Here is a 21,138-nt window from a genome sequence, read left to right on the forward strand (position 1 = left end):
GCGCGGCCGCTGAAGCGGGCGATCCAGCAGGAAATCGAGAACCCGCTGTCCAAGGCCATCCTGCAGGGCAAGTTCGGGCCGAAGGACGTGATTGCGGTCGATGTCCGCAATGGTGAACTGGTGTTCGAGAAGGGGCATTGACGTCGACTGATATCGGCAGTCACGTAGCTTGACGAGGCCGGAAGCGCGGCCAGCCATGCGGTCGGCTTGGCCGGTGCCAGGCCTTGTCATCGGCGTCCTTGCGGCAACCATGAGCGTGTCTGGTCCGCCATCGGCTTATGCTGATCGCCCGCTCACGCGCGGACAGGACCTACGACGTGGGCAGCCTGACGCTCAACAGCCTTTTCTAGACAAAGCACATGCGTGGCCAACGCATGCCTCCCAGGATTGCTCTTACTCTGTTGCTTATCGCTCTCATGACAGTCAACGCAAGGCTTTAAAAATTATGATCCAACAAGCTTGAACGATATAACCGCGATTGCAGCAGTCTGGCCGATTGATGCGCGCCGCTGCATGCTTCCATGCCAACTCCACCGCCGGCCTCGATCTGTCGCATAGCGTTTCGGTTCAGTCGCTCCGGAGCAGCCTTTGTCGCCGCATCAGGTTCCCTGGCCTGTCGACGCCGGAACCTGCAGGCCTGGCTTCGCCAAGCGGATTCACTGCAGATATGCTTCACGATAAATTCCTTTTCTTGACGCAAGAGTGTGGAAGCACTAGTGTGGGATTGCCGCGCCCTCGGAAAGATGCCGGGTTCATCCCATTACGTTGCTTCGAGCTACGACTGTCCATTCGGGAATCTGACGCTTTCCCTTGACGAGGATCGAAGAGAGCGGAAGAGAACAGCCTCGCCATAATTCGCAACGTTATAATCGCACTGCAAGATACCCAGTATCTTCCTAACCCTGATTCCTTTTTCCCCGGAACCAACCGTGCGCGGACCCGCGATATCCATTGACAAGATTAAGGATATCCTGCGCCTGAAAACGGACGTACGAAATTCGCACGAGCATATCGCGCAGTCCCTGGGTCTTTCGAAAGGGGCGGTCGGAAAATACGTCGGATTGGCGAGGAGCGCGGGACTTGATTGGGCCGTGGCGCGACGCATGAGTGAAGCCGAACTCAAGCAGCGCTTGCATGTTCGCCGCCAACAGCCGTTTCCCTATGTGCAGCCCGACTACGGGCATATCCATCTTTGTCTATGCCGCAGCGGCGCCACCCTCTTGAGCGAATGGCGGCGGTACAAGGACGATCATGCCGAACAAAAAATTTATCGTTACACCCAGTTCTGCGAGCATTATCATTCCTTCGTCCTGCGGCTCGGCTGCTCGTTGCGGCAAGTATTCAGGAGCGGCGAAAAGATGTTCGGCCATTTCGCCGAATTGGCCATTCCATTGTGCGATGGCGGGTACGCGCATATTTTCCTGGTGACGATGGGTGCGTCCAGGTTATCTTTCGCCTGCGCTGCCTCCAAAGACACGGCCCAGGAATGGGTCAGCTGCGCAATCCGGGCCTTGCATTTCTATGGCGGCGTGCCAAGGCTCATCATACCCGACGGCTCGATTGGGACGATGGCCAACGATGCAGCGCGCGATCATGAGATGGTGCTCAGCTTCGCCCGCCACTACGGCACCTCGGTCTTACCGCCTATCCCCAGGGAAGCGAGGCAGACGACGCGGCCTTTTCTGCCGGTCAAACTCGTCGAACGCTGGATCATGCGAAAGCTGTATCACCGGCAGTTTGCTACGCTTGCGCAAGTCGAAGCGACGCTCCAGCTTTGCCTTGCGCGGTTGAACTATCATCCGTTTCGCCAGTTGCCTGGCAGTCGCGCCAGCGCGTTTGCCGAGTGGGACCAGCCCGCCCTGGCCCCATTGCCGGCGCAAGCTTATGAGTTTCCGGAGCCAGGACCCGGGCCGCTGTCGGCGGAAGCATTGCATTCCGCGGTTCAAGACAAGCCGAAGATCAAGGTGCTTGTGGCAGATTCCAGTGCTGGCATGCGCTCCTACCTGGAACAGCTGTTCGGCAATGAATACCAGGTTATTTCAGCACCCAACGGCCCGCTGGCATTGCAGGCAGCGCTGGAACATCGGCCAGGGCTCGTGCTTAGCGGGCTGATCAGGCCAGAACTGGATGGTTTCGATCTGCTTGAGGCTCTGCGCGCCCAACCCTTTACCTCAACGATCGCGTTCATCCTGCTATTCTCTCGGTCGAACGACGATGCCGTTCAGGAAGAGATGCGCGCCGGTGCCGACGACTGGCTCACCAAGCCTTTCAGCGGACGCGAGCTGTTGAGCAAGGCACGAGGGATGCTCGCCCTGACGAGATCCCGCCGCGAAACGCAACGCAGCAATGCGCAATTGCATGCGGTTCCCCTGACTATTCTCGACGGCTTGAGTGAAGGTCTCATGGGGGTCGACGCCGAATGGCGGATCACCTACGTCAACTCCTCGGCCGAAAAGCTTGTTCGCCTGCCACGAGCCTGCCTGATCAACAGAAACTATTGGGAAGCCTTTCCTGCGCTGCGGAGAACGCTGGTGGAACTGGAATACCGCCGTGCCATGTCAGGCCGCATGACAGTGCGCTTTGAGTATTACGACGAGCATGACCAGGCATGGACCGAGATGCATGCATCTCCGATGGAAGATGGCGGGATTCTGCTGTGTGCCAACGACATAACCGACCGCAAGCGGGCGCAGGAAGTCTTGCAGGGCGCCGAAGCGCGGCTGAATGGCGAATTACAGGCGATGAACCGGTTGCAGCTTCTCGGAACCCGCCTGCTGGACATTTCGGACCTTGAATCCGCGCTTCAGGAAGTGCTGGGCGCAGCGACTTCAATGCTCGGTGCGGAAATGGGAACAATCCAGCTTTACAGACCGCAGACCCAAACGCTGGAAATCGTCGCCCAACAAGGGTTTTGCGAGGAATTTCTAACGCACTTCCATTCCAGGAAATGCGACGACACCACCGCCAGCGGCAGGGCTGCTAAACATGGCAAGCGCGTCATACTTCAGAATGCATACCTTGATCCCGCTTTTGTGCCACACAGGCCTGTACTTGCCTTAGCGGGCGTCCGCGCCTGGCAATCTACGCCCCTGTTCGGCCGTGACGGCCGCTTGCTGGGAGTGCTTTCCACCCATTTCCGCGAGCCGCACTATCCGCTGGACCGTGAATTGCGCATGCTTGACCTGTATGCGCGCCAGGCGGTCAGCCTGATCGAGCGCCTGCTCATAGAGGCGGCGCAGCGCGAACTGTAATTCTGTTCGCGATGGTCGTGAGTCGCACTATCGAGGGAGTGATGGCCCTGGATGCAGACTCCCGTTTCGTCTGTTTCAAACCGGCCGCAAGAAACGTGCTTGCCGAGGAAGGATCAACACGAACAGGTTGAACGGCAAACCGTAGCTTGCCGAAGCGTTTTGGGAGACGAGCGACGATATTCCGGAACGTGGCTTTCGGCGCGCGGCGCGAGCGAATACCAGGCCATCGCATCAAACTATTTCTTCACGCCGCGACGCCAAGGTCAAATTATCAATAAGGATTCTCCCTAGACAAAGTTGCGCGTTTAGGGAAAGCTCCGATTGCTTCCCACTTGGAAGCTGATACCATGGCGCGACGTAGTTCGCAGGATAGGTAGTTCGCAGGATATTTACAGGCACATACCTCCTTCATTCCCGGGCCGTATGCATCCACGTTATCGTTTTCTCGAAGCGGCGGCAGTGCAAGGAGGTTAACGGCAAGCATCAGGGCCTTCGATGTACGAATGGGCGATCCGTTAACTGTTTTCCTTTTATTTAAATCATGCCGGATCGGCACCTGAGCTCTTTTCTGAGACGCGTCTTCGGTGAAAAAATAAGGAGTGTTGCACTGCTACCTATGCGAGGACTTTGATTTTTTCTCCATGGATCGGAAACCGCGACTGTGTCAGTCTTGAACCAAAAGCTTGAGTTGAATACGCGCGTTGGTGACGTATTTGAAGTCTGGTCCAGAATATGCGGCTGGGTGGTGATCGCGGCCGGATCCGCCTCCCTGTTGGCCTGCGGCGCCAGGCTGCTTACATTATGCTGCCCCGTTTCCCGCCAACCGGCTTTCGTTTTTTATACGGCAGCCGTCAACATCCTGAGCGGCACCGCGCTGCTTCTGCTGGCCACGCCTTCCACATTCGTGGCTCGCCGCACCATCGGAAGGTTTTGCGCAGCTGTCGTTGCGATCGCCAGCGCGTTCCTGCTTTGCACCGATTTTTTAGCGGCAGCGGGCTTAAGCAAATATGTTGTCGCTGTGATGAACGAGATAGTTACTTCGCCGTTTCAAATCGGCGTACCCGATTCCGTCAGCTTTTTCCTCCTGGGCAGCGCGATGCTCCTCATCGACATCGAATGGAAAGGTATCGCACTTGGCCAGGCGCTTTCCTTGCCGGTAGCTGCCCTTTCCTTATTCACGCTCCTTCAGTATGTCTATGATCCGAGTACGGGACAATCGCCAGAGATATATGCCACCGCGATTCAATCCGGATGGGTTCTATTTCTGGTATCGACTGGCGTGCTGTTTCTGCGACCCGAATCGGAGCCAGTGCTGAGCGTTGCCAGCCAAAGCCCGGGCGGGACCATGTTGCGCAGGGCATTGCCCACGGGCGCGGTCCTCCTGGTCATCGGAGGATGGATCAGGATCAACGGCGAAAGAGCGGGCTTGTTCGACACGGAAACTGGAACCGCTCTCTTCGCCATCCTGATCGCAGCAATAACGATGCCTCTCTTATGGCTGCGCGCTCGCCTGATCAATCGCGTGGAAGTGGAACGCTTGTATGCGGTGAACAAAATCCGGGGAATGAATGCCGAACTGGAGAGGCGCGTCGACGAACGCACCTCGCAGCTCGCCTCGGCCAATCAGGCGCTCAGAGAAGAAATCGCGGGGCGCAAGCTTGCGATTGACGCACTTCAAGCCAGCGAGCAAGGCTACCAGTTCTTATTCGAATCCAACCCGCTGCCATTGTTCGTCTTCGACTCTGCAACCTACGGTTATACCGCAGTCAATCAGGCCGCGCTGGAGATGTACGGCTATACGCGCGAAGAGTTTTTCCAGGCGACTGCGCACGATCTGCTGCTGCCTCAGGAAGTCGCACGCCTGCCCGCCTATCTAAAAGAAACAACGGAGGGACAAAACAATGCCGGCATCTGGCGCTCGATGAAAAAGAACGGCACCGTGATCGAAACCGAAGTCTATCATCACATCGTGCTGCATGAAGGCAGGCCGAGCAGCTTGCTGCTCGTCCTGGACGTCACCGAGCGACGCAGAACGGAGATGGCCCTCCAGGAACACGCGACGCGGTTGCGCCTCCTATCCCAGCAGTTGCTCAACGTTCAGGAAGCGGAGAGAACCAGAATCGCACGGGAGCTTCACGATCAGATCGGACAAACTCTGACGGCTGTCAGATTCCAGCTGCAGAGCCTGCGCAAATCTGTCGACCAGGCGGTGCTGCAACGGCGCCTTGAAGACTGCATTCAGCTCTCGGGACAGGCTCTGGAACAGGTCAGGACGCTCTCGCTCGATTTGCGTCCGCCGGTTCTGGATGAACTGGGACTGACCGCGGCCCTGGATGCGCATGTCAGATCCTTTGCATACCGCACCGGCGTACATGCCGAATTTGCGGCCAGCGATGTAGCCAGACGTTTTGAAAAGGAAACCGAAATCGCCTGCTTTCGGGTGACACAGGAAGCGCTGACAAATGTCATGCGCCATGCGAAAGCACGCAACGTTCTGGTCCGGCTGCATCAATCCGACCGCGTGCTCAGCCTGGAAATAAAAGACGACGGCATCGGTTTCGATCCCGAAGCGACGCGGCGCCAAGCCTTGGCAGGCAAGAGCATGGGTCTGCTGAGCATGGCCGAGCGCGTGACGTTGGTGGGCGGACAATTCAATATTTGCGCCTGCCCTGACATGGGCACGACTCTGCGTGCAGATTTTCCTCTCGGCGAACGAGATGTCAATGCGGACGCCATAAAAGGCAAGAAGTGATTCGCGTATTGCTGGTCGACGATCATGTGCTGGTTCGTGCCGGCATCAACTCACTGTTGCAGACGATCGATGGCGTCGAAGTGGTGGCGCAGGCGAGCAACGGCGCCGAGGCGCTCCAACTGGTTGCGGAGCACCGCCCTGACGTGATTCTCATGGACATCGCCATGGACATCATGAACGGACTGGAAGCCACGGCGGAAATACAGCGCGGCTTCCCGCAGACAAAGATCGTTATCCTGTCCATGTATCTGAACGAAGCGTATGTGGAACAGGCGTTACGTGCTGGCGCCTCGGGGTATCTGTTGAAGGATTCCGAAACCGAGGAAATAGAACTTGCACTTGCGACCGTGGCGAGCGGAGAACTCTATCTCGGCCCGCGCGTACGCAAGCAATTGGTGGAGAGCTACCTGAGGCGTTCGCCCGATGTGCCCAATGGCCTCTCCAAGATGCCGGCGAAAGCTTCGATCGAACTGACGGCCCGCCAGCGTGAAGTGCTGAAGCACATTGCGGAAGGCTGGTCCACCAAGGAGATTGCGCAGCGGCTCGGCATCAGCCCCAAAACCGTCGAAGCGCATCGGACGCAATTGATGGAACGGCTCGGCATACGCGATATCCCGGGCCTTGTGCGCTATGCAATACGCGTGGGTCTGGTCACTCTCGAAAAATAAAAATTCCAATCGCTCCTTTTCCCTAGCGTTAACGCCCGGCAGTTGATCGGGGCCTTCCTGATAATGCTAGGGAAAAGCCTGATTGCGCCCGGCGGTGAAACAGGTAGCATCACTGCGTCCAAATCATCCCCGCAATCAGCAGGCAGCGTATTGAAATCAATCAAATCCGCTTCAAAAAGTGCAAGCAATGACGTCCATCCTGCATGCCGTAGTCACATAATCCATTAGTAAATGAGTCGTGCAATGATTATCAGCACCCCGCAACTACGTCGCTCTACTGGCATCCCCTATTGCGAAGGAATCCCGGGCGGCGGCTTGGTGCCGAACTGCGGGTATCCCCTGGCAGACGCTCCGGACGGCGAGACTCGGCTGGACTGCAGGATCGCGGCGGATTTGGGCTTGGGCATACGCAGCTTACAAATCGACAAGCTGCGCGGGCCGAGTTTTAAGTCGGGCCGCCATCGCATGCGCATCAAGGCGAACGGCATCAGCGTTTTCACGCATCGCATCGAACATATCACCAGCAAGAGCCTGAAGGCGACGGACCTTGGCGTGACCCCTCTTGCTGACACCAGCATGCTGCTGCGTCATGCTGAAATAGCGGGCCGGGCTACCAGGATCGTCGGCTGCCTGAAAAAAGTCATCGGCAACTTCGAATCAGCACTCCGCGCATTGAAGGTCGGCCCATCCGGCATAAACATCAGTGAACAACTCCGTCGCCTGCAACAAACGTTGACTCGCATGCCGGTCTTTGCCTGTGATTGATCTCCCATGATTCGTCCCTCCCCCCAAGAAGCGTCAATCGGCATTTGGATCGCGCGCGAAGCGGATCGAATTCTGCTCGCCCAACTTCTCACGAAAATGGGATATGGCGTGCAAATATTGACAGCGGCGGATATGGCACAGTTAAGTGCAGCCATCTCGCTGATTGTTATCGACGAGTCGAGCGCGCGCCGCAACGGCGAGCTTCTCCAGGACATGAAGAAGCGTGCGCGCCCCCACTATCTGCCGGTGCTGATGACATTGACGGGCAGTGCGCGCGCCATCCCTGCGCTGCATGCGGGCTGGGACGACGTGCTGCGCTTGCCCTTGGACAAAGAAGAGCTTCTGACAAGGCTGGAGGCGTTTTTGCGCCTGCGCCGGCATTCGGAAGAGGTCTTTCGGGAAAACACGCGGCGATTCCATGCCACTTTCGACATCGCGCCGGTAGGCATCGTGCACGTCGGCCTCGATGGCAAGATACTGCTGGCAAATCAGCGCTGGTGCCAGATGACGGGCTATACCGAAAGCGAGATGTCGTCACTGATGGCGCAGCATCTGTTGGCGCCGGACGAGGAATACGCCATCCCATCGATCATCAAGTTCCTGTCTGAAGCGGGTCCGTCCGCAACGCATTACTACGACAAACGCTATCGCCGCAAGGACGGTTCGATCTTCTGGAGCGCCGTCGCGATCTGCATGCTGCGCTGCGCTGACGAAAAGCCGAAGTATCTGATCGCCGCGGTGGAAGATATTACGGAGCGCAAGCAGATGGAGCAGGCTTTGCGGGAATCGGAACGCTTCATCCGGTCCACTCTCGACGCCCTGACCAAGCATATCTGCGTGATCGACGAACAAGGCAGGATCCTCGCTGTCAACAAGTCCTGGCGCGAATTCGCGCTGGCGAACGGCGCGCCACCGAACATGGCATGGGAGAACGTCAACTACCTGGCTGTATGCGATCAGGCCATCGGCATCGGCGCCAACGAAGCCCGTGCCTTCGCGGATGGCATCCGCGCGGTGAGCCGCGGCGAACGGAAGGAATTCAGCATCGAGTACACCTGCGACTCGCCGACGGAGAAGCGCTGGTTCATCGCTAGGGTCACGCGCTTTCCGGAAGACGGGCCGACCCGCCTGGTCATCGCGCATCACAACGTCACCAAGGCTAAGCGGACCGAACAGCATCTGGCCTACCTTGCCCACTACGACAACCTGACGGGTCTGCCGAACCGCGAGTTGCTACGGGACCGCTTGCATCAAACGATTGCGCACGCCGACCGCTACAAGCACAGCGTATGGGTAATCTCCGTCGACATCGACCGCTTCAAGCGGGTCAACGACACGATAGGCCTGAAAGGCGGCGATACGGTGCTGGAGCTTCTCGCGCGCAGGCTGCGCGCGTCCTTGCGCGAAACCGATACCGTCGCCCGATTCGGCGGCAACGAATTTGTCATGGTCCTGGCCTCAGAAGCAGACCAGAGCGTCGTGTCCGTCAGCCTGCAGCGCATCGTGGCGGCAGTGACCCAGTCCCTCAGCGTGGACGGCAACGAATTCTTTCTCAGCTGCAGCGCCGGGATCGCAGTGTATCCAACCGATGGCACGGTACCGGAAAAACTGCTTGAACATGCCAATACGGCCATGCATCGCGCCAAGGAACTGGGACGAAACAACTGCCAGTTCTATACGCCTTCGATGAACGAGTCGGCGCTGGAGCGGCTGCGCATGGAGCGGCACTTGCGCCACGCGCTCGAGCATGACGAATTCGTGCTGCATTACCAGCCGCAAGTCGATTTGCGCACCGGCCGTATCGTCGGCATGGAAGCGCTGCTGCGCTGGCGGCATCCCGAACGAGGTCTGATCCCGCCAAATGAATTCATCGGCCTGGCGGAGGAAACCGGGTTGATTGTGCCAATCGGTGCCTGGATCCTGCGCACGGCATGCATGCAGAACATGGCATGGCAAGCCGCGGGCCTGGACGAACTGCGCATCGGTGTGAACCTGTCGGCGCGCCAGTTCTCGCAAAAGAACCTGGTCGACATGGTCGCTACGGTATTGCAGGACACCGGTTTGCCGCCGCACCGTCTTGATCTTGAACTGACCGAAAGCCTGGTGATGACCGATGTCGACCATGCGATCGCGGTGCTGAACGACTTGCGCAGCCTCGGTGTGCAATTGTCGATCGACGATTTCGGCACCGGATATTCCAGCCTTTCCTATCTCAAGCGCTTTCCGATCAATGTGCTCAAGATCGACCGGTCCTTCGTTCAGGAAATCGCGCCGAAGTCCAACGACGCGGCAATTTCGGACGCGATCATTTCAATGGCGCACCGCCTTGGCATCAAGGTCATCGCCGAAGGGGTGGAAACAGAAGCGCAATGCGAATTCCTGTCGCGCAACATGTGCGATGAAATCCAGGGCTTCCTGTTTTCCAAACCGCTGCCCGCGAAGGAAATCGAAGAGCTCCTGCGCGAGGGGCAGCGCCTGCCGGACCACCTGCTACGTCTGCATAAGCCGCCGCGAACGCTGCTTCTGGTGGACGATGAGCCCAATATCCTCGCTGCATTGAGGCGGCTGGTGCGGCGCGACGGCTACCAGGTGTTCTCCGCATCCGGCGGCAAGGAAGGCCTGGAGTTACTGGCACAGCATGAGATCGATGTGATCGTCTCGGACCAGCGCATGCCAGGCATGACCGGCGTGGAATTCCTGCGCACGGTCAAGACGATGTATCCGGACACGGTGCGCATCGTGCTGTCGGGATTTACGGAACTCCAGTCCGTCACCGATGCCGTCAACGAAGGCGCAATCTACAAGTTTCTGACCAAGCCCTGGGACGACCAGCAGTTGCGCGAACATATCGCGGAAGCGTTTCAGCACAAGGAAATGGCAGGCGAAAATCACCGTCTCAACCTCGCGGTGCGCACCGCGAACCAGGAGCTGGCGAAGGCCAACCGCCAGCTGGAAGATTTGCTCGCGCAAAAACAGCAGCAGATCAAACGCGGTGAAGTCAGCCTCGATATCGTGCGCGAAGCGCTGCTGCATGTCGGCCAGCCGGTCATCGGCCTGGACGACGACGAGCTCGTGGCCTTTGTCAACATCGCCGCGCAAAATCTGTTCAGCGAGGCCGGCCCGGTGCTCGGCGCCGACGCCGCGCTTCTGATACCGCAGGTGCTGGAAGCAATACGCGGCACGACCGAGGGCGATAAATGCAGGGTGGTATTGAATGGCATGCGCTTCAATGTCGTCTCGCGCAGCATGGGGCACGGCACCGAATCGCGCGGGAAGCTGCTCACCTTGACACCTTGCGAGGAGACGGTTCATGGCTGAACTGGACGGCAAGAAGAATAAGCTCACCGTGAAACTGGTCTATTACGGGCCGGCCTTATCGGGCAAGACGACCAACCTGTCCCGTCTGCACGACCTGCTGGCGCCGGAATTAAAGGGCGACATGATGATGTTGGACACTGACGGCGACCGTACCCTGTTCTTTGATCTTCTGCCACTCGGATTCACTGCGCCCTCCGGCTTGCTGGTGAAGTTCAAGGTATTCACGGTGCCCGGACAGGTCGCGCATGATGGCACCCGAAAAGCGGTGCTGTCGCGCGCCGACGGCGTTGTCTTCGTCGCCGACTCGCAGCGCAACCAGGCAGTCAATAACGGCGCAGCGTTCGAGAACCTGATGTCAAACGCCGCCACGGTTGGTCTGGACACTGCCGCCCTGCCGCTGGTTGTTCAATTCAACAAACGCGATATGCAGGACATCCTGAGCGAGCAGGAGATCCATGCGCGCTGGTCGGCCGCGACATGGCCCCTGGTATTGGCATCGGCGATGGAAGGGTCGGGCGTCATTGAGACATTCGTCGCCTTGCTGAGCCGCATGTACGACCGTCTCGACGGCATGTTCTCGCTTGCTTTGCAACATGGCCTATTGCGCGAGCAATTCATCGCTGCCGCGACGAGAACGTCATGAACGTCTGCCTGGATCACCTTGACCGCGACTTCACGCTTGCCGAGCTGCTGCGCGCGCTGCCTCTTGCCAGACTGGAAGCCTCGCTCAACGGCTCGCTCGGCGAACACTGGGTCATCGAGGAAGCTGACGGCACGCCGGTCATGGGCCCGGGCCTGAAGCCCGGTATGGTCGCCATTGATGCGCCCCTGCGAATCGACATCGAAACCAGCGGCCGGCTTGTGGCGTCCGAATCGGCTCACAATCAAGTCGAATCCTGCGCGGCCTGGCTGCAGATGGTGCTGGCCGGCGCATATCGCTATCGGATGGCCTCCCACGTGCACCTCCATGCGGTTCACGCAGACTATGAAGAATTGCAGCACAAACATGCCGAACTGCAGGCTTCGGAAGCACGCTACCGCGATCTTTCCGCGCAGCTCGAACAGCGCGTGAAAGCGCAGGTAGCGCAGATCGAACGCGCGCAGCGCCAGGTCTACCAATCCGAGAAAATGGCGTCCGTCGGCAGCCTGGCTGCCGGCATGGCGCACGAGATCAATAACCCGATCGGCTTCATACGCAGTAATCTCACCAGCGCCTCCGCCTATTTCGACCAGATGCGCCAAGCGCTAGAGGAGCTCAGGTGCAGCCATGATGGCCGGGTCGACCCGGTGTGGAAACGCTGCGATCTCGATTTCACCCTCGAGGATTTTCCCGTCCTGCTGGCCGAGTCGATCACCGGCGCCGACCGCATTGCGCGCATTGTGGCCAATCTCAAGGCTTATGCCAGTGTCGATTGCCAAGCCTCCGCAAAAACCGATCTCAACGCTGCGGTACGCGCGGCGGCTGCAGTGCTGGCCGATCAATGGCCAGGCAAGGTTGCGCTTGAATTGGACCTGGCGCCCCTGCCGCCGATCGACTGCGATCAGAGCCGCATGAACCAGGTGCTGTTTTCGCTGATTCAGAACGCCTACCTTGCCCTGGGCAAACAGGGTGGCGCCATCCGGATTGCCAGCCGCGCAGCAGCTGGCGAAATCCGCCTTGATGTACGAGACAACGGGAGCGGCATTGCGCCCGATATCCTGCCGCGCATATTCGACCCTTTCTTTACGACACGCGAAGTCGGCAAGGGTATGGGGCTGGGGTTGACGGTCAGCCGCGATATCGTGGCGGCCCACGGCGGGCACATCGATGTCGTAAGCAAAGTCGGCGCCGGCAGTTCGTTCACAATCCGCCTGCCGATCGCGGATGGTGCAGCGTGAGCTATGCCCAGCTTTTCACCGGCATGCAAGCGCCGGCAGGCGGCAGCGTACCGCAGGCCCGGCGGAATCGCCTTTTACTGGTCGACGACGAACCCAATGTGCTTTCCGCTTTGCGCCGCGTGTTCCATTACGAGAACTATGAGGTGGTTTGCTGCGAGGATCCTGCGCAGGCCCTGGAACGGCTCAAACAAGAAAACTTTCAGGTCGTGATCAGCGATTACATGATGCCGGGCCTTAACGGCGGTGACCTTCTCAAACAGGTGCGTGCGATCCAGCCCGACATGATCCGCATCATGCTGACCGGCCACGCCGACGTCAACGCGGTGGTCGGTGCGATGAAGGCGGGCGCGGTTTATAAATTCATACTCAAGCCGTGGAACGACGACGATTTGCGTGTCACGGTTGCGCTGGCGCTCGAGCAGCACGCGCTGCAGCAGAAAAACCGGGCTCTCGCGACCGAGAACCAGGCAAAGACCAAGGAAATCGAGCAGCTCGCCAGGTACGGCGTGTCCAACCGCAGCCAGCTCGCCGTCATGCTCAACAAGCGCGGCCTGCTTAATACGCAACAGGTGCAGGAACTGATGCGCACGCGTCAGCAGCAGCGCACGGAGCCGGTCGTGAAACTGATCGTCGACCGCGGTTGGGCAAGCGAAAAAGAGATATACGACCTGCTCAGCAAGGACCTGATGCTGCAGCAGGCTGCGCTTGATGAGTTCACCGTCGACGTCGCAGTAGCGGCGCTGATTCCTGCCCTGCTTTGCCAGCAGCAGTTTGTCATGCCGCTGCAGATCGAGGGAAAGCGGCTGACGCTGGCCATGGCCGATCCGCTGGATGCAGGTCTCGTGGCCGACCTGCGCTTCGTCACGGGCCTGGAAATCGCGCCCGTGCTGGCAACAATGGCAAGCATCCGCGCCAAAATCGCCGAAGTCTACATGCTGAGCGCAAACGATATCACTGAGCTGGCAAGCAACTTCGGTTCGCCCGATCCCTACGAAGGATTGGAGATCGTCATCGAAGACGACGGCGATGCCCAGTCGATCGAGGAATTGTTGCAGGCGACGGACGAACCGCCCGCCATCCGTCTGGTTAATTCGATCCTTCTGGAAGCCATCCGGCTCGGCGCATCCGACATTCACATTCAGCCGCGCGCGAAGAACGTGGTCGTACGACTGCGCATTGACGGCGTGCTGGTCGACAAGATCCATATTCCGCATGGCATGCACCAATCCCTCGTGTCGCGCATCAAGGTCATGGCTGAGCTCGACATTTCCGAGCGGCGCCGCCCGCAGGACGGGCGCCTGGCGGTGAAGACGCCGACCCGCGTGGTCGACCTGCGGATTTCCACCTTGCCGACCATCAACGGGGAAAAGGTAGTAATGCGCATTCTCGACCGCAATTCCGCGGTCCAGAGTCTCGACGCGCTTGGCTTCAGCGCGGAGAATCTGGCGAATATCCGCCACGCCAACGACAAGCCGCAGGGGATCGTGCTGACCACGGGACCGACCGGCAGCGGGAAAACCACGACGCTCTACAGCCTGCTCCAGAGTAACGCGACCTCGCACAAGAACTACATCACAATCGAAGATCCGGTCGAATACTATCTCGATGCCGCCGGCCAAGTGCTGGTCCGCGAGAAGATCGGCCTGACCTTTCCATTGATTCTGCGCGCCATCCTGCGCCAGGACCCCGACGTGCTCCTGATCGGCGAGATCCGCGATGTCGAAACCGCCGAAGTCGCCTTCCACGCCGCATTGACCGGGCACCAAGTGTTTTCGACCTTGCATACCAATTCCGCAGTCGCGACCATTTCGCGCCTGTTTGACCTCGGCCTGAAGCCCTTCGTCGTGGCGAGCGCCCTCGAAGCGATCGTTGCCCAGCGCCTGGTGCGGCGCATTTGCGACGAATGCCGCGCGCCGGCAAATGCCGACACCGAACTGCTGCAGCGACTGGGCGGCAAGTTTGCAGAAAGCATGGAACAGGTCTTTGCCGGTAGCGGCTGCCCGACCTGCTACCACTCCGGCTACAAGGGGCGCGTCGGCCTCTACGAAGTACTTCTGCCGGACCGGCACCTACGACATCTGATCGCCTCGCAGGCCGCCGTCACGGAAATCACCGAATATGCGCGCGAACATGGATTCATCACCTTGCGCGACGACGCCTTCAACAAGGTCAGCCTGGGATTGACCACGCTCGATGAAGTGTTCCGGGTGCTCGGACCGGAATGAAACTAAGCGAATTCGACAATAGAGGAAGCGGCCATGATGAAGATCTACAAGGAACTGGACCTGGATGCTGCCATCGCAGGCATGGTGCTATCCCAGGCAATAGTCGACCGCCAGGGCGGGACGCTGCTACCGGCGGGCACCGTCCTAACCGACGCGCTTCTCGCGTCCTTGCGCCGCCGGGGCATCGATACGATCTGCGTCGTCAACGACGACCTGTCGAACGCGGACCTGCAAGCGGAACGGGAACGCGTGCAGCGGCGTCTGGCCAATCTGTTTAGAAAAAGCGGCGCCGGCAGCGCCTTGTGGCAGCACGTTAACGACTATCGATTAGGAAGCACGAAATGACTGCGATCTCGCACGACGATCTGGGAAAAAATATCCGCAGTCTGCCTTCACTGCCGGTAATCGTCATTGATCTGCTCAACAGCTTCGAGCAGGAGGATATCAACCTGAACGCTCTCGCGGAGAAGGTATCGCGCGACCAGGCGCTGGCAGCAAAAACGCTGCGCCTGGCCAATTCCTCGTTCTACGGCCTGTCGCGCAAGGTTGCCACGATCCAGCAGGCAATCACCGTGCTGGGCTTCGACAGTGTCCGCGCGTTGATTACCGCGGCCGCGGCGACCGATGTTTTTTCTTCGAGCGTTCATCCCGCCTTCGACTTCAAATCGTTCTGGCAGCATGCCGCCAGCACGGCAGTCTGTTCCAAACTGCTGGCACGCTCAATGAATCTCAACCAGAACTACGCCTTCATCACCGGCCTGTTGCACGACGTCGGCACGCTGGTGCTGGTGACGCGCTTCCCCGAGCAATATGCGGCAGCGGTAGCCTACCGCATATCGCATGACTGCCACCAGGACGAGGCGGAACGGGTGACGCTCGGCCTTGACCACACGGTCGCCGGACAGGCACTCGCGACGCACTGGAAGTTTCCCGTGCTGATGCAAATGGTCATCGCCAACCATCATGCGCCAAGATCGCAGGACTTGGGCGATATCGCAAGCGTGATTCACGCAGCCGATGCCATTGTGCATGCCCTCGATCTGCCGCGTAAGGAAGACGCAATGGTGCCGACGATCGTCGAAAACGCCTGGAACAGCCTTCGCATCCCTTCTGCGACGCTGCACGCAGTGTTCCGGCAGACCGAGCTGGAATTTGAAGAAGTGTGCCAGCTGCTTCTCGCTTGATCAGGCCGGAGATGACGATGAAAACGATCCTATCCAATAAAAACCAGCATGGCGGCGCCGGGGATTCCGCCCGCGTGGACGAACTGGAGGAACTCGTCGCGAGGCGGACTTATCAGCTGGAGCAGGCCAATAGCCTCCTGGAAGAAGACATCAGGAGAAGGGAAACGGTGGAGGCCGAACTCACGCGCCGCAACAGGGAATTAACCGAATTGAACGCCAAGCTCTCAATGGCACAGGAACAGTTGGTGCAGTCGGAAAAGCTGGCCTCGATCGGTCAGCTCGCCGCCGGGGTCGCCCACGAAATCAACAATCCGATCGGATACATATTTTCCAATTTCAGCTCCCTCGAAAATTATATTGCCGATCTGATGAAGATGCTGACAGCGTACGAAGAGGCGGAGCAAAACATCCAGCAGCCCCTGGTGGTCTCCGCGCTCACCCATCTGCGCGAGCAAATCGAACTGGATTTCCTGAAGGAGGACATCCCGGTGCTGATGAAGGAATCGAAAGAAGGCATCGTGCGTGTGCGCAAGATCGTGCAGGATCTGAAAGACTTTTCCCGCACCGACGCCAACCAGGAATGGCAGTGGGCCAATCTGCATCAGGGCATCGATTCGACGTTGAATATCGTCAACAACGAAGTGAAATACAAGGCGGACCTGGTCAAGCAATACGGCGATATCCCGGATATCGAATGCTTGCCGTCGCAGATCAATCAGGTGGTGATGAATATGGTGGTCAATGCTGCACATGCGATCAAGGACAAGCGCGGCGCCATCACGCTCAGCACCGGCGCCGACGGTGAAAACGTCTGGATCAAAATCGCGGACAACGGCTGCGGCATTCCGAAGGAAAACCTGTTACGCATCTTCGACCCATTCTTCACCACCAAGCCGATCGGTACCGGCACCGGCCTGGGTCTCTCGCTTTCATACGGCATCGTTCAAAAGCATCGTGGGAGTATCAAGGTCGAAAGCACGGTCGGCATGGGGACGACGTTTTGCATCACGCTTCCGATCCGGCACAGCGCACCGGAGGGTAGCCGATGAATGCAGCCCCGGCCATGACCCTAGCGACGCGTCAGGCTGCGCGCATTCTATGCGTGGACGATGAGCCGAACATCCTGTCCTCGCTGCGCCGCCTGTTTCGCAGCCAGGGATACGAGGTGCTGACTGCCGACAGCGGCGCTTCCGGGCTGGCATTGCTGGAAAGGGAAGACGTGGATCTGATCATCTCCGACATGCGCATGCCGGAAATGGACGGCGCGCATTTTCTGGAGCGTGCCCGCTGCCTGTGCCCTGGCGCCCTGCGCCTGCTCCTGACCGGCTATGCCGACGTGCAGTCGATCCTGAACGCAATTAATCGCGGCGAAATCTACCGCTATATCACCAAGCCGTGGGACGATACCGATATCCTCCTGGTCGTGCGGCACGCACTGGAGCGTCAGGCGCTGGAAGAGGAAAGACGGCGCCTGGAAGGCCTGACGCGCAGTCAGAACGAAGAACTCAAGGCAGTCAACGCCGAACTCGAATCCCGCGTGAAGCAGCGCACGGCCGACCTGACGCAGGCGAATGAAAAGCTCAAGACCAGCTTTCTCACGTCGATCAAGGTATTTTCCAACCTGATCGAAACCCGCGGCGGCAATCTTGCCGGCCATTCGCGCCGCGTCGCCGACCTGGCGCGCAAGATTGCATTGCGGATGGGACTCGGGACACAAGAGACGCAAGATGTCTTTGTCGCCGGCCTATTGCACAACATTGGGAAGATCGGCTTTTCCGACGAAATGCTTGCCATGCCGGAGTGGCGGATGAAGGGAGACTGTCTCGCGCTCTACCGGAAGCACCCGGCGCGCGGCGAAGAAATGTTGATGCCATTGGAGGATTTACGCGATGCGGCCAGGATCATACGTTCGCAACACGAGCGCTTCGACGGCGAAGGTTTCCCCGATGGCCTGTCCGGCTTCAACATACCCGTCGGCGCACGCATACTCGCGCTTGCAAGCGACTACGATAATCTGCAAATAGGCGGGCTGGTGCAGCGCGAGCTGCGGCCGGAAGAGGCGGCGCCGCTCATCCTACAAAGCAAAGGCAAGCGCTACGATCCGGTCGTGGTCGAAGCCTTCCAGGAAATCGTCAGCGGCGCAAGCACCGTCATCGCCGAGACCTTGCTGGACGAGGCGGCAAGCCCGGCTGAACTGCGTGCCGGAATGATCGTCGCGCGCGACCTGCTCAATCGCGATGGTTCGCTGCTCCTGTCGGCTGGCAACAAACTGACCGACCGCTTGATCGAGCAGATTGCCCGCTTTGAGAAATCGACTGGCAGTCCGCTTACCATCCATGTGCGCAGGGAAGGGAAAAAACCATGAGACGATTTTTGCTTCTGGACGATGAAATCAACGTCCTGTATGCGCTGAAGCGCGCCTTGCGAGCCTGTCTTTCTGAAAAAGACATGAGCGTGGAAATCTTCACGGAGCCCGAACAAGCCTTGCTGCGCAGCGGCGAGGTCGCATTCGATGTCGTGATTTCCGACTATCACATGCCGCAGATGAATGGCGTCGAATTCCTGGCAATGGTCAAGGGCTTGCAGCCGGATGCTGTGCGCCTGATCCTGAGCGCGTCGACCGAGTTCGAGACGGTCATGAGCGCCATCAACCGCGCGGAAGTATTCCGGTATATCCCCAAGCCATGGCTAATCGAGGATTTCAAGGCGACGCTGGCGCTGGTCCTGGAGCGGCGCGACCAGCTAATGGCGAATCAGCGGCTGGCCGACGAGCTGCGCGTGCAGCGCGGCCAGCTCACGCCGCAGGAACTGGAAGCGCGGCGGCTCGAAGCAGAAGAGCCGGGCATCACCAAGGTCAACTGGGGGCCGGACGGTTCGGTCCGGCTGGAATGAACGGTACTCCCGCCGCATTATCCGGCGGGAAAGAAGCCTCGACCGAGGTGCCTTGTCCGGGAGCAGAGCGAATAGCGCAGCTTCCTCCGATCAGTTTCACGCGCTCGGCCATGTTCAGCAATCCCATGCTCTTGCCCGCCAACGCGCGTCGATAGGCTTCCTCCCGATCGAAGCCGACGCCATTATCGGCCACCCGCAGCTGCAGCCTCCCCTGTTCCAGGAAAAGCCGGACCGATATGCGGGTAGCCTTGGCGTGGCGTACCGCATTGGTCAGCGCTTCCTGCGCCACGCGAAAGCAGGCGATTTCGATCTGCGGCGACAATCGCTGCAGCCGACCAGCGTCGAATTCGATGTTTTGCCCCGACATCTCCGCGAGATTCTTGACATGCGCGTCCAAGGCGCCGGCCAAGCCAATTTCTCCCAGCAGGGGCGGCCGCAAGTCGAGCGACAGGTTGCGAATGCGATCGAGCAAGCCGGCGGCAAGCTGTATGCAATCGGCAAGCTTTGCTTCCCAGCCCACACTCCTGGCGGCGCCACGCATGCTTTGCAAGCCGAGCTTCAGCGCCGTCATCATCTGGCCCACTTCATCATGCAGTTCGGCCGCAATCCGGGCCCGCTCCGCTTCCTGCACATTCAATAGCTGATACGACAGCACCCTGAGCCGCGCTGCGTAATCCCGCTGCGCCTGTTCTGCCCGTCGTCGCTCCGTTACATCCAGCGCAAGGGTCAGGCTTTGCGGCCTGCCCTCTATCGTTGCACCATGGTAGAAAATATCGACGTCGAACACCGTGCCGTCCTTTTTCTTATGACGCCAAACGCCCGCATGGTGACGGCCCAGGCGCGGGGCTTTGTAATGTTCTGCCAATAACTCGGCTTCGTCTTCGGGACGAATCCGATCGGCAGTCATCCCAAGGAATTCATCGCTGGTATAGCCGTATTGCTCCAGCGCGGCCTCATTGACTCCTATAAAACGCAGGGTGATCTGGTCGACCACGTAAAGCGGCAGCGGATTGCACTCGAAGAGAAAGCGGTAGTTCGCCTCGCTTCTTTTCAGCGCGTCTTTCGCCGCTGCCTGCTTCTGGATTTCTTTTTTAAGTTCGCCGATGGCCATTTCGAGCTGTTTAGTGCGTTTGGCAACACGCGATTCGAGCTGCGCATTGAGGTCGCGAAGCGCTTCTTCGGCGTCGCGTCGATAGGCATCCGCTCCGTCCAGCCACTTTGTGCTCCACCAGATCACAAATGCCATCGGCGCGGCGATCCCGATCACCCCAAGACACGTCCCCAGTTCGCTGCTGAAAAGGCTCACCCGGTGGCCCGTTGCAATCAGCCAGCTAACTGCCATCACCAGCACCAATTGCGCGGGAATAAGCCGCCGCAACACGAAACCCTGCGCGTTCCGGCAGGCCAAGCGCGCCAACGGTCCGCGGTCTGGATGAGCGAACAGGATGCCAATGCAGAGAGCGAGGAAGACGATGGCAGTATCGAGCGGCATCAAAGGCGGCTGGGCCTGATCGCCATGCACTCCGACAACGTACAAGCTCATGCTGATGGATGCCAGGGCAAGGAAGGCCGCAGGCATGACCAGCAGTTGGGAAATCGATACGCCGCGCGACTGCGCGTTAAGCAACAGCAATGCCGCACCTAGCATGCATGTGTCCAGCGCCGCCGATACCGTCATGTGTATAGGGCTGCGGCCGGCCATGCCGACTCCTTGCGGCAAAAGGATCCCTTCGATGCCTACATCGACTCCTGCTGAATGCTGCGCTAATGAAACAATGCCGACAACGATAACGGCGAGCGCGAGAATCTCTCCAATGACCCAAAGGAAACGCCATCCCTTGGCGTGGTTGATCAACAGCAGCGCGCCGCTACCGAATATGGCGACCAAGGCAACGCCCCCCGTCATATGCATGCCCCATGATGCGGCATGTTTCAGCAGCACACCGTCCATCCCGGATCCCGCAAGCCCGATCCATCCCGCGGCGAAGACCAGCTTGCCGCATATACCGGACCACTTCCGCAACCTGGCGGCGACATGCGGGTCGGAGCGAATGCGCGCATTCACAAACTGCCGAACTTTTTCGGCCATGATTTCCTCACCCCGTGTCCGCTTGTCTGTTCATGCTAATCGCTTGGCCGGTCATGGACTTGCGGAATACCACAGAATTACGGCATCGGGAATGCGGTGTGCCGCATCGACCATGT

15 protein-coding genes are annotated in these 21,138 nt (G+C 59.1%); 14 read left to right on the top strand and 1 reads right to left on the bottom strand.

Annotated elements, in window-relative coordinates:
* From QOL82_RS24155 to QOL82_RS24220, 14 genes are all read left to right on the top strand, one after another.
* The coding region (locus QOL82_RS24155) for a hypothetical protein (protein ID WP_283444942.1) at window positions 1-141 on the top strand (141 nt) is incomplete at its 5' end.
* Window positions 142-1,103: 962 nt separating this feature from the next.
* A complete protein-coding gene (locus QOL82_RS24160) occupies window positions 1,104-3,251 on the top strand; it encodes a GAF domain-containing protein (protein WP_283444869.1) in 2,148 nt (715 codons plus the stop codon).
* A 670-nt stretch (window positions 3,252-3,921) separates the two neighbouring features.
* Window positions 3,922-6,003, top strand: a complete 2,082-nt coding sequence (locus QOL82_RS24165) for a PAS domain-containing sensor histidine kinase (protein ID WP_283444870.1) — start codon at window positions 3,922-3,924, stop codon at window positions 6,001-6,003.
* Window positions 6,000-6,671, top strand: coding sequence for a response regulator transcription factor (locus QOL82_RS24170; protein ID WP_283444871.1), 672 nt, complete (start codon window positions 6,000-6,002; stop codon window positions 6,669-6,671). Before QOL82_RS24165 ends, QOL82_RS24170 begins: the two co-directional genes overlap by 4 nt.
* A gap of 243 nt (window positions 6,672-6,914) precedes the next feature.
* Complete coding sequence (locus tag QOL82_RS24175; protein WP_283444872.1) at window positions 6,915-7,436, top strand: P-loop NTPase family protein; 522 nt, start codon at window positions 6,915-6,917, stop codon at window positions 7,434-7,436.
* Between the two features lie 6 nt (window positions 7,437-7,442).
* Window positions 7,443-10,754, top strand: a complete 3,312-nt coding sequence (locus QOL82_RS24180) for an EAL domain-containing protein (protein ID WP_283444873.1) — start codon at window positions 7,443-7,445, stop codon at window positions 10,752-10,754.
* Window positions 10,747-11,397 carry a GTP-binding protein gene (locus QOL82_RS24185; protein WP_283444874.1) on the top strand — a complete coding sequence of 217 codons (651 nt, stop codon included), beginning with the start codon at window positions 10,747-10,749 and terminating at the stop codon, window positions 11,395-11,397. Before QOL82_RS24180 ends, QOL82_RS24185 begins: the two co-directional genes overlap by 8 nt.
* On the top strand, window positions 11,394-12,632 hold the full coding sequence (locus tag QOL82_RS24190; RefSeq protein ID WP_283444875.1) for a sensor histidine kinase: 1,239 nt from the start codon (window positions 11,394-11,396) through the stop codon (window positions 12,630-12,632). The genes QOL82_RS24185 and QOL82_RS24190 overlap by 4 nt, the downstream gene beginning before the upstream one ends.
* Window positions 12,629-14,857 (top strand): ATPase, T2SS/T4P/T4SS family, encoded by a 2,229-nt coding sequence (locus QOL82_RS24195; protein ID WP_283444876.1) that lies wholly within the window; start codon window positions 12,629-12,631, stop codon window positions 14,855-14,857. Before QOL82_RS24190 ends, QOL82_RS24195 begins: the two co-directional genes overlap by 4 nt.
* Window positions 14,858-14,890: 33 nt before the next feature.
* A complete protein-coding gene (locus QOL82_RS24200; protein ID WP_283444877.1) occupies window positions 14,891-15,202 on the top strand; it encodes a hypothetical protein in 312 nt (103 codons plus the stop codon).
* Window positions 15,199-16,041, top strand: a complete 843-nt coding sequence (locus tag QOL82_RS24205) for an HDOD domain-containing protein (RefSeq protein ID WP_283444878.1) — start codon at window positions 15,199-15,201, stop codon at window positions 16,039-16,041. Before QOL82_RS24200 ends, QOL82_RS24205 begins: the two co-directional genes overlap by 4 nt.
* A gap of 17 nt (window positions 16,042-16,058) precedes the next feature.
* The gene (locus QOL82_RS24210) at window positions 16,059-17,090 is read left to right on the top strand and encodes an ATP-binding protein (protein ID WP_283444879.1); all 1,032 of its coding nucleotides are present in this window, start codon (window positions 16,059-16,061) and stop codon (window positions 17,088-17,090) included.
* Window positions 17,087-18,406 carry a response regulator c-di-GMP phosphodiesterase, NosR family gene (nosR, locus tag QOL82_RS24215; RefSeq protein ID WP_283444880.1) on the top strand — a complete coding sequence of 440 codons (1,320 nt, stop codon included), beginning with the start codon at window positions 17,087-17,089 and terminating at the stop codon, window positions 18,404-18,406. The genes QOL82_RS24210 and nosR overlap by 4 nt, the downstream gene beginning before the upstream one ends.
* On the top strand, window positions 18,403-18,933 hold the full coding sequence (locus tag QOL82_RS24220) for a response regulator (RefSeq protein ID WP_283444881.1): 531 nt from the start codon (window positions 18,403-18,405) through the stop codon (window positions 18,931-18,933). Before nosR ends, QOL82_RS24220 begins: the two co-directional genes overlap by 4 nt.
* Here QOL82_RS24220 and QOL82_RS24225 read toward each other — a convergent pair.
* Window positions 18,896-21,022, bottom strand: a complete 2,127-nt coding sequence (locus tag QOL82_RS24225; protein WP_283444882.1) for a PAS domain-containing sensor histidine kinase — start codon at window positions 21,020-21,022, stop codon at window positions 18,896-18,898. The two genes, QOL82_RS24220 and QOL82_RS24225, sit on opposite strands and share 38 nt — an antisense overlap.
* Window positions 21,023-21,138 lie beyond the last annotated feature (116 nt).

Source organism: Noviherbaspirillum suwonense (assembly GCF_900182955.1).
Taxonomy (GTDB): Bacteria; Pseudomonadota; Gammaproteobacteria; order Burkholderiales; family Burkholderiaceae_D; genus Noviherbaspirillum_A; species Noviherbaspirillum_A suwonense.